The sequence below is a fragment of the Vagococcus intermedius genome, assembly GCF_029144185.1.
Classification (GTDB): Bacteria; Bacillota; Bacilli; order Lactobacillales; family Vagococcaceae; genus Vagococcus_D; species Vagococcus_D intermedius.
Map to the genome: position 1 here is coordinate 175,988 of NZ_CP110232.1, position 13,810 is coordinate 189,797.

General features: G+C 32.9%; 17 protein-coding genes. 6 read left to right on the top strand and 11 right to left on the bottom strand.

All coding sequences use genetic code 11. The annotated features are described in order from the left end of the window. Positions 1–46: 46 nt before the first annotated feature. The 8 genes from OL234_RS00865 to OL234_RS00900 form a co-directional block, all read right to left on the bottom strand. A complete protein-coding gene (locus OL234_RS00865) occupies positions 47–1,300 on the bottom strand; it encodes a tyrosine-type recombinase/integrase (RefSeq protein WP_275469290.1) in 1,254 nt (417 codons plus the stop codon). After that, positions 1,293–1,610 (bottom strand): hypothetical protein, encoded by a 318-nt coding sequence (locus OL234_RS00870; RefSeq protein ID WP_275469291.1) that lies wholly within the window; start codon positions 1,608–1,610, stop codon positions 1,293–1,295. The genes OL234_RS00865 and OL234_RS00870 overlap by 8 nt, the downstream gene beginning before the upstream one ends. Continuing rightward, positions 1,603–2,823 carry a Rep family protein gene (locus tag OL234_RS00875; RefSeq protein ID WP_275469292.1) on the bottom strand — a complete coding sequence of 407 codons (1,221 nt, stop codon included), beginning with the start codon at positions 2,821–2,823 and terminating at the stop codon, positions 1,603–1,605. Before OL234_RS00875 ends, OL234_RS00870 begins: the two co-directional genes overlap by 8 nt. A gap of 564 nt (positions 2,824–3,387) precedes the next feature. Next, positions 3,388–3,597 (bottom strand): hypothetical protein, encoded by a 210-nt coding sequence (locus OL234_RS00880; RefSeq protein ID WP_275469293.1) that lies wholly within the window; start codon positions 3,595–3,597, stop codon positions 3,388–3,390. Position 3,598: 1 nt separating this feature from the next. After that, entirely contained in the window at positions 3,599–3,826 is a 228-nt protein-coding gene (locus OL234_RS00885; protein WP_275469294.1) for a hypothetical protein, read from the bottom strand. A 93-nt stretch (positions 3,827–3,919) separates the two neighbouring features. Then, a complete protein-coding gene (locus OL234_RS00890) occupies positions 3,920–4,417 on the bottom strand; it encodes a hypothetical protein (RefSeq protein WP_275469295.1) in 498 nt (165 codons plus the stop codon). Between the two features lie 475 nt (positions 4,418–4,892). Continuing rightward, the gene (locus tag OL234_RS00895; protein ID WP_275469296.1) at positions 4,893–5,615 is read right to left on the bottom strand and encodes a hypothetical protein; all 723 of its coding nucleotides are present in this window, start codon (positions 5,613–5,615) and stop codon (positions 4,893–4,895) included. 59 nt (positions 5,616–5,674) lie between these two features. Continuing rightward, the gene (locus tag OL234_RS00900) at positions 5,675–6,109 is read right to left on the bottom strand and encodes a hypothetical protein (RefSeq protein WP_275469297.1); all 435 of its coding nucleotides are present in this window, start codon (positions 6,107–6,109) and stop codon (positions 5,675–5,677) included. Between the two features lie 137 nt (positions 6,110–6,246). Between OL234_RS00900 and OL234_RS00905 the strand changes: the two genes are divergently transcribed. The 4 genes from OL234_RS00905 to OL234_RS00920 all read left to right on the top strand — a co-directional run bounded on the left by OL234_RS00905 (position 6,247) and on the right by OL234_RS00920 (position 8,939). Then, on the top strand, positions 6,247–6,564 hold the full coding sequence (locus OL234_RS00905; protein ID WP_275469298.1) for a helix-turn-helix domain-containing protein: 318 nt from the start codon (positions 6,247–6,249) through the stop codon (positions 6,562–6,564). A 99-nt stretch (positions 6,565–6,663) separates the two neighbouring features. Then, entirely contained in the window at positions 6,664–7,179 is a 516-nt protein-coding gene (locus tag OL234_RS00910; RefSeq protein WP_275469299.1) for a hypothetical protein, read from the top strand. Next, positions 7,176–7,910, top strand: a complete 735-nt coding sequence (locus OL234_RS00915; protein WP_275469300.1) for a hypothetical protein — start codon at positions 7,176–7,178, stop codon at positions 7,908–7,910. Before OL234_RS00910 ends, OL234_RS00915 begins: the two co-directional genes overlap by 4 nt. Next, positions 7,911–8,939 (top strand): hypothetical protein, encoded by a 1,029-nt coding sequence (locus tag OL234_RS00920; protein WP_275469301.1) that lies wholly within the window; start codon positions 7,911–7,913, stop codon positions 8,937–8,939. Between the two features lie 172 nt (positions 8,940–9,111). Here the strand turns inward: OL234_RS00920 and guaA are convergent, their stop codons facing one another. From guaA to OL234_RS00935, 3 genes are all read right to left on the bottom strand, one after another. Next, positions 9,112–10,668, bottom strand: coding sequence for a glutamine-hydrolyzing GMP synthase (gene guaA, locus OL234_RS00925; RefSeq protein ID WP_275469302.1), 1,557 nt, complete (start codon positions 10,666–10,668; stop codon positions 9,112–9,114). A gap of 86 nt (positions 10,669–10,754) precedes the next feature. Next, positions 10,755–11,678, bottom strand: a complete 924-nt coding sequence (gene coaA, locus OL234_RS00930; protein ID WP_275469303.1) for a type I pantothenate kinase — start codon at positions 11,676–11,678, stop codon at positions 10,755–10,757. 137 nt (positions 11,679–11,815) lie between these two features. Further along, complete coding sequence (locus tag OL234_RS00935; RefSeq protein WP_275469304.1) at positions 11,816–12,352, bottom strand: acyl-CoA thioesterase; 537 nt, start codon at positions 12,350–12,352, stop codon at positions 11,816–11,818. A gap of 109 nt (positions 12,353–12,461) precedes the next feature. Between OL234_RS00935 and OL234_RS00940 the strand changes: the two genes are divergently transcribed. Beyond that, a complete protein-coding gene (locus OL234_RS00940) occupies positions 12,462–13,028 on the top strand; it encodes a DUF459 domain-containing protein (protein ID WP_275469305.1) in 567 nt (188 codons plus the stop codon). Between the two features lie 3 nt (positions 13,029–13,031). Continuing rightward, the gene (locus OL234_RS00945) at positions 13,032–13,640 is read left to right on the top strand and encodes a class I SAM-dependent methyltransferase (RefSeq protein ID WP_275469306.1); all 609 of its coding nucleotides are present in this window, start codon (positions 13,032–13,034) and stop codon (positions 13,638–13,640) included. Positions 13,641–13,810 lie beyond the last annotated feature (170 nt).

Here is a 13,810-nt window from a genome sequence, read left to right on the forward strand (position 1 = left end):
TTAGATTATGAAAAAAACAGAATAGAATGTCTATTCTGTTTAAAAATTATTTGAGTTTTAGATTCTGATTGCCATTGAAATTGGATTGATTTTTTTCTGATGTTTTAATACTAATATTACCTGTAATATTTTCAGCAATTACTTCATCTCTATTAGGATACATATGAGCGTAGTGTTTAAATGTAATTTCAGGCCCAGAGTGACCTAATCTTTTGCTTAACATAAGAATATCTACATTGAAATCATTGATTAAGTACGAAACATGAGAGTGTCTTAAACCTTTTGGTTGAATTCTATGAACGTTGGCTAATTTAGAATAACGTTCAATGAATCGTCCAATAGTAGATTTCTGCATAGGTTTTCCATCGTAACTAAAAATAAAGTTAGTCTCGCAAACTTCTGCTTGTCGCTTTCTCCAATCTAATAAAATGTTAATAGTGTCATAATCAAGTGAAATAATTCTAGTTCCATTACTAGTCTTAGTTCCTTTTTTTCGTTCCCAGTCATTTTTATTTTTCATAATCAACATATGATTAATACTAAGAGTATTCTTTTCAAAATCTATATCTTCCCAAAATAAAGCACAGCCTTCGTTAACTCTAACTCCAGTTGTAAAGTAGGTTCGTAACATAACAAAATGTAAATGTTGATAAAAATCTTCAATATAAATTTGAGAAGTTACTTTTTCAAATTCCTCTATGGTCCAATAAGCTACTTGCGCCCTACCTTTAGGAATAGATTTAATATTATGTGTAGGATTAAACCCTAAGTACTCAAGTTCTACAGCCTTGTCTAAAGTTTGTTTGAAAATACCAAAGACTAAACTAGCAGTAGATTGTGAATATCCTGAACCACCATCATCTTTAGAAGTAAGTAAATAAGTTCTAAAGTCTTGTGCGTGTTGACGTGAGATATCTTTTAAAGCAAGGTGTCCAAATCGATTCCGAATGTCATTTAAATTATTCTTCCTTGTAATAAATGTGTTCTCTTGAACTTCAGTTTTGTATGCTGGAATATAAACTTTATTCATAAAGTCGGAATAGAGCATATGATTATCATAGTTTAATCTAATGTCATTATCAGCTTCCTCTTTTAGTTCTTTTAGATAATCTTGAGCACGTTTTAGTGAAGTGATGTGTGAACCATCAGAATCAACCATTCTTTTAATGGTTACAGGTTTTCCTGTTCTTGGATTCTTTCCATATCTAAACTGAATATAGTAACGTTTAGAAGTAGCTGAGGGATCATAAAGATAGATACCTTTATATCCAGTTGTTCGGTCAATTTTTGGTTTAGTCATTTGATATACCTCCTAAGGTTTCTTTAATTGGCATTTTACCAAGTGAGTTGAGAGGGTCAAGGAGCATTTGAAATTCTAGCTTGTATCTATTATAAAAACTTTGGTGAGATTCATATCCAGTCGGAGGTCTTCCTTTTTTACGAGGAAAGTTCTTTTGCCTCCATTTTTTAACTTTTTGAAATTCAAGAAGTGAATTAGGACTTAGCAAGAACAATTCACGGAATTCAGAAAATTCAGACAAATTATGTTGGCTTGTTCTGCGAGATAATTCTTTAGATGCGGACTTCCACAATTGTGATATCTTAATCACCTCCGAATAGCTTGTTTGATGAATCAAGTAGCTCTTTTTTAGTTGTAAAAGTCTGTTCTGTAGACCATTTGTTTTTAACCTGTTGGTTTAGTAAAGGTTCAAATGATTTTACTTCGTCATTGAAATAGATTGAGATAATAGCTTCTTTTTCAAATTTAAAAATATTAATGCGTCTATAAAACTGTTCAGGTTTATCAGGGTTGTCAGAACTGACAGTTTCAACAACACCTTTTTCAGTTTTGATGATGTGAATAATATCGGAACCTTGTACTTTGTTGTAAAACTCGTATGGAGCATAGGGTGTTGTAATAATAATATTTTCTGCCACTAACTTTTTATCAAAGTAACGACTACCAACAACATTTTCAAAGTTAAAAGGATCTAAAATTTTTAGCAACTCGTCATAAGTAATAGTTTCAGGTCTTAGTTCGTCTATAATAATTGTTTTTTGTCCGTCGTAATTAGAAAATAAATCACGATTTGAACCTGTAACAAAACAATCGTCTGCGAATTTTTCTTTAGAATCTCTTGTCTTGCCAGTGCCAGTATCACCAAAAAAATAAAATGCTTGAATTGTCTTGTTTTCTGTTATCATTTCTTCTTTAAAGAGTTCAAATCTCTTTTCTGAAATAGAATTCCGAAGTGATTTAATTAAGCGTTCATTTTTGGCAAATTCCAGATTTGTTAATCTGTTGCGTAAGTCTTTCAAAGTAATCACTTCTTGTCCAAAGTCTTCTAATAGATTATTGATTTCAACGGTTCTAGAAATACTTACTGAACTCTTTGTCTGTTCTAGCCACTCGGGATAATCGAAAGAAGCTCTAACATCATGGGGTGGGTATTGAAATTTACTTTGTGATTTCTTTGTCCGATGACAAAGATCAGAAAATAAATTCTCAAAGTTATAGCGACCTTGTCGATTAAATGCCGTAAAATTTTGATGAACGTCATTAATTTTGTTGGCTTGTGCTACAAGTGACATTGGGTTTTCAAAACTCATTGAAACGTGAAAGTGTGGTTTTGCATATTCTCCATTTTCATTCAAATCCTTATCATGTAAAATAACAGCAATATTTTTTGGTTTATATACCTGTTTGAAATACTCAAATAGTTCATCACGAGTTGTAGGAAGACCTAATTTTTCTAAGTGTTCGATTTGATTTTCATACATGATTGTTCTACTTTTTAAATCATCAATTGGATTTTTTGTCATGGTTTTCAATACTTTTCTTTTTTGGAACAGAAGTTAAATTTACCTGTTCCAATTTACTTTTTTTGTAAAGTATACTGAGCATTAGGCTCTTACATGCTCGTATAGTTTTTTGGAACAGTAGTTTTTGGCAACATAACAAGCTCAGTTGCCAATCCTATCAAGCTTTTTGTCACTATTGGAACACACAATATAAAATATCAATGGATTAGTTATTTAGCTAAGTTATTCCATTGGATTTAGCTATTTACTCCATGCTAATTGTCATAAATAAGCCGAGTTTTCCAACGCACTTCATTGTGCAAACCTCTGAGCTTAACCTCATCTAATTTTTTCAAAATGAATTTGGTAACAGTCTCTATAGTTGTGTGACATTTACTTCGGAGCCTAAACGGCTCACTGCGTAATGTCTTTACACATCCTAGAGACTGATAAACCAAACCAATGAGTATCGGTTAAGCTTTTCGGATTGCAATATTCAGTCGTTGTTCAAAGAGGCTTCTTCGGGGCAAACCACGAAGAATAGCAATATTCATATGATTTTAGCAAACTGATTAGAATGATTTATTATGAACGGCGCATAGCACCTTCAAATTCGTTTAAGGCAACGGTTAATGCTTCTGCAAATACTTCGAACCGATTGATTAAAATCATATTCTTAATTGTCATGGTGTCTAGTTGAGATGCTTCTTCTAAATTTTGAGGTAAGGCTTGAATTGCTCTACTAGTGATTTGGTAAAATTCTTCATAGATTGAAATAGGTGTTAAGTTATTCATTTTAATTTTCCTCCTTTACGCCAACAATGTGATATTGAACCAATTGATAGGCATTTAATAAATGATTCATAAACTCTAAGTAGGGCGCAAATTCTTCAGGTTTGCAGTCAACCTCTAGTGATGAGATTGTTGAAAAATAGTCAGGGAATACATGCTCAATTTGGTCAAAGACATACTTAGCGTATTCTCCTTTAGTGTTAATGTTTTGTTCATTTTGATTTTGGTTCACAATATTTCCCACTTTCCGAATGATTTATTTGATAACCACTTAGAGCGTTAGATAAATATGTCTAAGGCCCTAAATAGTTAAATGATACTAGGTTTACTTAGTAGCTTTTTGAGAGTTATCTAGTGATTTTGTTGTTGTAATTGGAACTTGAGTGGCAGTTGTAGCTCGTAAATCAAACCCGATATTTTGATAACGACCAGTATCGATAATTTTGCTTGTTGCATAATAATTATGTACAGAAATAATAGACTCATTTTGAGTTCCATCAATTTCAGCTACTAATTTATTACCAAGTTCGATATTTTCCTGTGTGGCATCAAGCAAAATAACAATTGATTGAAGGCTAGATGGAGCATGTCCTTGTTGTTCTAATAGTTTTGCTAATTGACTATCTACACCAATGATTTCAATATGTTTAACTTCATCAGTAGCAACATACTTATCACCTGACTTAACGAATTTAGGAGCTACCTTGCATTTAGATACAAGAATATCATTTGGAATTTTGATAGTCTCACCATTAATAGTTTTAGTCACGTCAAATTTTAGCTGATTAGCGTAAACATTAGTAATTGATAAAGTGTTATTCATGAGAATCTCTCCTTGTATTGTAATTTTTTTATTATTTAGGTATGAGGACTGGCCAAATTCTTAAACCTTAAATTAATTATAAATGGATGTCTATATCAAGAATACTGCTACTTTTTGAATCTAAAGTCTTAAGTATTCTATTTTGTTTGCCGGTTAAGCTAATATAACATGCCTGTTTTAGAACGAAAACGTTTACATTTCAATATGAATGCTTATATATAGGTATTAATAGAAGTTTGTTACAAAAAAAGTAGTTAATAGAGGTTTTGTGTTACAAAAAGCTTATTTTGGTTTCTTTTTGATTACGAATTAATTACGTTTTTGCCATGCTTTTTATAAATCTGGTGACTAAGGTCACAACGAATTTATGTTTAACTGGTTATTTCCGGTTTTTTTAAGTAGGTATTATACGATTGTCAGAAGTTATTTGAATAAAAGAAAATAAAAAAGCTAGCCACAAATGGCTAACTTAAAATTATTGTTTTGTTAAGAATCGTTGTTTTGCTGATTTAAATAATTTTGTATTGTATGACATCTCAAGTTTGAAGTTTTCATATATAAACTCAGCTTGAGAGGAAAATTTCTCATTGTCTATTTCAGAACCTTTAAATCCATTGATAGTGGTATCGATTTCTACAGGAATATATGATAGTTCTTTTTTTTCTAAAAAATTAGTGTAATCCTTATATGTTGATATGGTAAGACTTTTATTTATTATTTCTTGCTCTTCCTCAAAAGATGAATCTTCTATTTTTTTCATTAAAGTAGAAGCAATTGGATATATTTCAATACTGCAAGTTCCCTTATATGTTAAATCTGTTTTTTGAAAAGAATTGTCTGTTTCTGTCATAACAATAGAATTATCTTCATTGAATTGAATTGTGATAGTACTTCCCCAGCTAGTACTCGTGTCGCTATCTTTAAAAGTACCTAATATTTGTTTTTTAAAATCATCTGCAACCTTACTTGCAATTTCGAGTGCCTGTTCCTCAGTTAATTCTTTCTTAATATCTATACTTTCATTTGAAGTTGTTGACATTGTAGTACTTTCTTTTTGAAAAGAATCATCTTTTTTCGATGAATAAGTAGTGTGTACTGTTGATGATTTAGAACTTTTAGTAGTTTCTTGTTTTTTATCTCCACATCCAACCAGAAGAAAACCAGTAAGGCATAGTGATAATAGTGTTTGAATTTTCATTTTAGACCTCCATAAGCACATAAATTAATACTATTTTAATTTTGGAAATGATAAGATGATTAATCGTAGAAACCATCAGATTCATCATCTTCATTATTTTCTAGCTCATCATCACTCAATACTTTTCGATTATCCCATTCTTTCTCTAAGTCTTTCCCTTTAGAACTTCCTTTTTTATAAAAGACATCGCCATTGCTGACTACAAGTCGATCTTCAAAGAATTCGCATTCCTGTGTTTGTTCTGATTCCCAAGCTATTTTGGAATTGTCATCATTTAACTTTCCTTTAAGTGAGTCCATTTCAGTATCTAACTGATTATATGTTTTAAATGTCACGTTACTTCCTTTCACATCAAAAACATATCGCCATTTGGCACCATTATCTCCGGTAGAGTAGCCAGTGTATTCACCACTAACTTTGTTACCACAACCACCTAACACTGACAGTAAAACAAATGCTGTTAAACTAATTACTACAAGTTTAATATTTTTCAATTTTGATTCCTCCTAATTTTTTCTTTTACAAATCTATATCACCGAAAGTAGTCAAAAATAGCTATATAACACTTCGTTTTCTGCCAGTGGTTTTATTTAGTGATAAAAACTAGCATTATAGTGAGGAGGCGAGATAAATGAGTGATTTAAACCAACCATTAATCGAAAGAATTAAGCAGTTAAGAAAACGATATGGAATTAGTCAAGAAAAGTTATCTTTGCTAGCGTCTTTAGATGCTAGGTATGTAAATAAACTAGAAAATGGTAAGTTTAATCTTTCGGTACCAACTTTGGATAGGATTATTAAAGCGTTTGATATGTCATATAATGAATTTTTTGAATTTGATGTTAAAGAAAATAGAGAATTAGATAGGGTGAAAAAACTAAATCCTAAAGAAAGAGAGAATCTACTAATTCAGTGTTTGAAAATAAGTGATTTACTAAATGATCAATAATCTAAAAATAGCTCATTCCCATTAGTGATGTATCCATTTGTATATTTTACTGATATAATTGTGACAACTTAGTTTAAATTATTAAAGGAGGCGAATAAGATGTTGTTTTATAAAGTTTTGTTACAAGAAGAAAGAAAAACTTTACCTTTATATAAGAAATTGGGAAGAAATGATTTTTTGATTGGGAACTACCAAAACTCATATGCAATTCCGTATTCCCCAGAAAAATTTTCTAAGTGGATTAATGAGAATAGAATATATACTATGTTTGTACACGATTCTATTAAGCAAGCTTTAATAAATAATAATAAATTTTCTTATTTAATATCTATTAGTGAGAACTTAAATATTAATATGATTGATTGCCAATTTGAAAATATAGATTTATCAATTGTTTTGGAAGGTGAAGCACTTGAAACAGACGTTATAGAATATATTTTAAAACATAAGAGTTTTAGATTACTTAAAGTAACTTTTCGTTCTGAGAATAATTTTATTATTAGTGTAAAAAGAAATGGTGTTATCGAAATAGATGAAGATGCACTAGTGAAAGATAAGAAAGTAATTAGCAACTTGCTAGATGTGCTGAACTTAGGTTACGGTGCGATACTATGAAAGAATCGATAAATTTTAAAAAAGAGTTTTCATCTTTGGGGAAAACATTTGTTATCACAACAGTTGTTGCATTTATTATTACAAATAGTGATAATTTTATTTTTTCATTTCTAGATAGTATTGGATTAACGAATGATGTATTCCAAAAAACAGTATTGAGTGCTGTAGTAACACTAGGAGTCGGTCTTGTCAAAATGTTATTACTGTTAGTTTCTACAATTATTGTAAAAAATCTTGAGGAACCCAAAATAAAAATTATTTTAACAAAACAAGATAAAGAAATAATTTCACCTATTGAATTTGCACCAATTGGAAAAGAATACGAGGAACAAGAGTTTAAACTTAAGGTAGAATTTGAACCTAAGGGAAAAATAAATGTGTTTATACTGAAATATATAGGAATTGAAGTAAACATTTATTTTAATCCTAAAATTCTTGATATTTATTATGAATATGGTTGGGAAAGTAAAAATCCATCATTTGAAATATCAGACAGGTCTATAAAAATAAAATTATTGAGTCAAATAAATACTACTGGAAAAAGATTCTATGGAAGAAAACATATTCTATCTGAAAATTTTCTTATAAAACCTATCAGAACTCACGACTCAGAAACCTATTTAGATTATGATTTTTCTGCCTGTAAACATGGAACTATTTCTAAGCTAGTAACTAAAAAAATTGAGATTGATTATAAAACAATAGATATTATTTGTAAGGGGGTAGCATAAGTGGCAAGTTCAAAATTGATTATGAGATTATTTTTACTAGACAAAAATACTAATCTTAATGAAGTAAAAAAAACTATCTTAGATAGAAGTTTTTCAGAACCATTATTTATTTCGAAGAGAGATATGGAACAAGCAATCACTATGTCGGTTGCTGAAAAAAACTTTTATTATACTTGGGATAAAGATAGAATAAAGTTAGAAAACATAGTCTTGAGTGAGAAAGAAAACAATGCAATTGAGGTACAAGTGCTAGAAGCTTATGCTGACCTTGAATATCCTAAAAGAAAGAAAAAAAACGCTCAAGGAATGATTTTACCTAAAAAAGATAGGGTAAATGATGCGACTATTAGAGTTATTTTCTTTGAAGTAGGAGGTTCAATATACTTACTGATTTTTTCTTCAAATGAATCACATATTGACCGAGTACAAAAATTAATTGGTCAAAATATAATTAAAGAAGTTGATAAAAAATATCAGATTGAACCTGATTTATTTAACTGGTTGTTTTATAAATATAGTCTTTTTAAAGGAGAATTATCTGCTGAATGTAAGTTAAATAATATTAGTGGTTTTATTGGGAATTCTGTAGATGAACACAATATTTTTAAAAGTTCTTCTGATCAAACATCAGAGTTGATAATAACGAAAGCTTTTATTAGTAATGGTGAAATACTTAAAAATGTAACAGTACGAATCACGAGTGCTGAAGGTGAATTTGTATTTTCAATAGACCATAAATCTAATATAACTCTATTTTTAAATCAATCAATGATGTATTTTAATAGTAGTAATTTGGAACTAGTGATACCGGTTTATTTATATAGTGTTTTAATTCCATATATGCAAAAAACATATAAAGAAAGTTCAACAAATTTTTTAAATAAAGAAAAAAATAAGTTTTCAATAAAAATTGGTTTAGAAGTAATTAATTCTATTATCGATAACAATGGAATTTTGTTAGAAGATATAAAAAGTTTATATAACGATTCAGATGAACTTTCAACGACAGAAATCGGATTTAGGGACTAGGATATCTAGTTCTTTTTTTTACTAAAAAAGCCAGCCGATTTCTCGACTGACTTTACAGGTTACAAAACGGGTTACATTTTGTGGTTATGTATCTAATTTGATGAAAAAATGTAATAAACAATTGGTTTTAAAGCCTACTGTATCAACATCTTAAAACAACGTTAGCCGGCTACTATTCCCACTCAACAGTTGCAGGTGGTTTAGAAGTAATATCATACACGATACGGTTAACGTGAGCGACTTCATTGACGATACGAACTGAGATTTTTTGTAAGACATCCCAATCGATACGCGCGAAGTCAGCTGTCATCCCATCAATTGATGTGATGGCACGTAAGCCAACAGTATAATCATAAGTACGACCGTCACCCATCACACCGACTGAACGGATGCCTGGTAAGACAGTGAAATATTGCCAGATGTCACGGTCAAGACCGGCAGCGGCGATTTCTTCACGTAAGATAGCATCAGATTCGCGAACGATTTCTAATTTCTCTTCAGTGATTTCACCAAGGACACGGATACCAAGACCTGGTCCTGGGAAGGGTTGACGCCAAACTAATTCTTCAGGCATTCCTAATTGGATTCCTAAAGCGCGGACTTCATCTTTAAATAAAGTATTTAGTGGTTCAATTAGTTTGAATTGCATATCGTCAGGTAGACCACCAACGTTGTGATGTGATTTGATCACTTCAGCCGTTTCAGTTCCACTTTCGATAACGTCTGTGTAAAGCGTTCCTTGTGCTAAGAATTCCATACCATCTAATTTAGTAGCTTCATCATCAAATAAGTAAACAAATTCGTTACCGATGATTTTACGTTTTTGTTCTGGATCAGAAACACCCGCAAGTTTTTCCATAAAACGATCTTTGGCATTGACACGGATAATGTTTAAGCCAAATTTACCAGATAGGCTGTCCATTACTTGGTCGCCTTCACCTTTACGTAGTAAACCGTGGTCAACAAAGATACAAGTTAATTGATCGCCAATAGCGCGTTGTAAAAGAACCCCAACAACTGATGAATCCACACCACCTGAAAGTCCTAATAATACTTTTTTATCGCCAACTTTTTCACGGATTTTTGCAATTTCAGTTTCGATGAAACTATCCATTGTCCAATCGCCAGCACAGCCACAGATATCAAAGGCAAAGTGACGTAATAAGTCATTACCATATTCTGAGTGACGGACTTCTGGATGGAATTGTACAGCGTGGAAGTTTTTCTCTTTGTTTGCCATTGCCGCAATCGGACAATCAGCACTTGTAGCTGTAATTTCAAATCCTGTTGGGACTTTTGTTACTAAGTCACCATGACTCATCCAAACTTGTTGGCGAGTTGGTAAGTTGTTAAATAGGCCAGTATCGTCACCTTGGATGTCGATAAATGCTTGGCCGTATTCTTTTTTGCTAGCAGCTTCAACTGTTCCACCAAAGTGGTCAGTCATCAATTGCATACCGTAACAGATACCTAGAATTGGAATACCAAGTTCAAAGATTTCTGGATCAATCTTGAAGGCATCTTCGCCGTAGACACTGTTAGGACCACCTGAGAAGATGATTCCTTTTGGTGCGATTTCTTTAACCTCAGCAGCAGTGATGCGGTGGCTCATTAATTCTGAGAAAACACCGAATTCACGAATGCGTCGAGTGATTAATTGGTTGTACTGGCTACCGAAATCCAATACGATTACTTTTTCTGATGTTGTCATGTTGGCAACGTTGGTCACTGAACTTCACCCTTATCTATAGTAGTTTTTATATTAAGCGACTGTAAAAGTCAGCTTTTTAACGTGTGTAAGTGAGATTGAACTCTCTAATATTTTGTCATAAAGACTTGGTCAATTTGATGATGTTCCGTCTTATGCAAAATGACATTGGCGTTATTACGAGTTGGCAAGATGTATTCTTCAAGATTTTTCAAGTTAACATCTTTCCAGACTTGTTTCGCCATCTTGAACGCTTCCTCACGATCGCCAATGGCGTAAGAATAATAAAAGTTATCAGGCTCTAAAAAGGCAGAGTCTAATAACGCGCCAAAGCGTGTCAAATACCATTTTTCAATCAATTCTGGTTCAGCGTCAACGTAGATGGAAAAATCAAAGAAGTCGCTAATATAGATTTGTTCGTTAGTAGGTAATTGTAACACATTAATGCCTTCAACAATTAAAATATCCGGCTCATTGATTGTGACAGTCTCATCTTCAACGATATCATAAACATCGTGAGAATAAACTGGGATGTCGATGGTTTCTTTGCGACTTTTGACTTGTTCTAAAAAGCCGATTAAGTGCTCCATGTCATAACTTTCAGGAAATCCTTTTCGAGACATGATACCTTTTTCTTCAAGGACTGCATTAGGATATAAAAAGCCATCAGTTGTCACAAGTTGAACATTCCGGCGTTTGAATATTCGTGAAAGCATCATTTGTAACAGACGAGCGGTTGTACTCTTGCCAACAGCAACGCTGCCAGCAACACCAATAATAAATGGTGTGACACCAGGATAGGCCTGCATAAATAACCCTTTACTAAGTTGTAATGATTCATACTCTTTCATATATATATGGATGAGGTGAGTCAACGGCATATAGATATCTTGCACATCTTGTAGTGAGATGCGATCGTTAAAACTTTTGATTTCTTGCAGTTCTTCTTCAGTCAGAGGGGGAATACCGTTACGGTAAAATCTCTGCCACTCTTCACGAGAAAACTGATGAAATTTTTTTGAGCTATTCATAGCAATGGGTGCCTCCAGGAATTTTTAAATACAACTATCTGTCTATTAGGACTATTCTATCATAATCTTGTTTAAATATCTTTTTTTTTGAACAAAAAAAATGATAATCGGTTATTTTTTAAAAGGTCGCCAGTGGCTTAGTACCAAGGGACATCTAATGAAACGGCTTTCGAGAATTCTTCGTGAAAAGCTAGTTCTTGTAATCCGCGACGACGGCGTTCTTCATAACCGCTTGCGACCATTATTTCTTCTTCAGTTTCAGGTTGAACAAGTGGTACAGTAAAATCCGTTTCAGGTTTTTCGACTGATGGCACAGCAACAAAAGTCATGAAACAAGTTCCTGCCAAATAACGCTCACCTGTGACTAAGTTTTCACCAATGATTTTTGCAAAAATCTCCATTGATTTACGACCAGCACCACTGACAAATGTTTCAACGCAGACAGAGTGATTTTCGCCAATGGGGTGTAGAAAATCTAAACGATCAGTTGAAGCGGTGACAGCATTACGGCGAGCGTGGCGTGTGATTGAGATGGATGCAGTATCATCAATTAGAGACATTAACTTTCCACCAAAAAGTGTTCCGTGTGAATTTAAATCAGTTGGAAAAACTCGATGGGTTTGAATGACGCGTGATTCGCGACAAAATTTTACAGAACGTTCTGTGTTGCTCATATTCAAAAAACTCCTCTATCATGCTATTATAGGTTCTATATATTAAAACTAGCTGAATTATAACACAAAGTAATCTTGTTATAAAATAATGAAAAGACAGGTGAGTAGGATGACAACATTGTATTTGTTTGGTGATAGTATTACGGCAGGCTACCGTGAGGGAGCAATCACAGATGCCTTGACAAAGCGAGTAGCTGTAGCCTTTCCAGAGTTAAAAATTGTTAATGCAGGGATACCTGGCGATACAACTATTGATGCCTTAAAGAGAATAGATCAACATGTTCTGCGTTATGAACCGAGTTATGTTACTGTCTTTTTTGGAGCTAACGATGTGGCGACATATAACCATGTCTCCTTAGAAACGTATTTGGTCAACTTAAGAGAAATTATTCAATGGATTGGCAAAGACAAGGTGATTTTACTAGGGACACCTTATGCTTCTCAAAAAATTCATGGGCAAGATCATCGGCTTGAAGATATCAAACGTTATTCTGATGGCGCGAGAGCCTTTGCTGAGATGAACGATATTCCGTTCATTGATATGCAAACTATTATGCTTGAACAATCAGAGCCAGAAACGTTGTTACAAAAAGATGGCTTACATTTTTCAAGTGCTGGTTATGAGTTGTTAGCTGCACAGATCAATGTCGAAGTCGCAAAGAAAGTAGGGAAATAAGAGATGACAGCAACCAACAATCATTATTATACTAACCAACCTAGCACCCCTCATGATTTAGCTGAGTGGGAGTTTGTTTTGAAAGGAAAGAAGTTTAAGTTTACAACCGATAGTGGTGTTTTTTCTAAAAAGACCGTCGATTTTGGGTCTCGTGTCTTGATCGATGCGTTTAGCGAGGCTGACCTTCCTGAAGGCAAGATTTTAGACCTAGGTTGTGGCTATGGTCCAATTGGTTTATCGCTTGCGTTCCAATCAGAACGAACAGTTGAGATGGTCGATATTAACGAGCGTGCCGTATCACTAGCACAACAAAATGCGATTAAAAATGGAATTGATAATGTGGAGATTCATGTTTCGAATATTTATGAGAGCGTGGAAGGAACAGATTATGCGGCTATCTTGAGTAATCCACCCATTCGGGCAGGTAAAGAAGTGGTTCATAGTATTTTAACAGAAGCCTATCCACGTTTAGCAATCGGTGGGACGCTGACAGTTGTGATTCAAAAGAAACAAGGCGCACCAAGTGCTGCTAAAAAAATGACCGAAGTCTTTGGTAACGTCGCAACCTTGACCAAAGATAAAGGGTATTACATCTTACAAAGCACTAAATAAACACGTTAAACTTCTAGTGAAATTGATTACTTTCACTAGAAGTTTTCATTTTCTGAAAATGAAATATTACAGTGAAAATGAGGGGCATCTATTTACGGTCAAAAATTTCTTCGTTATATAGAAGAAAGCTTGACAAAACTTTAATAAGAAAGTATAATTATTATTTGCAA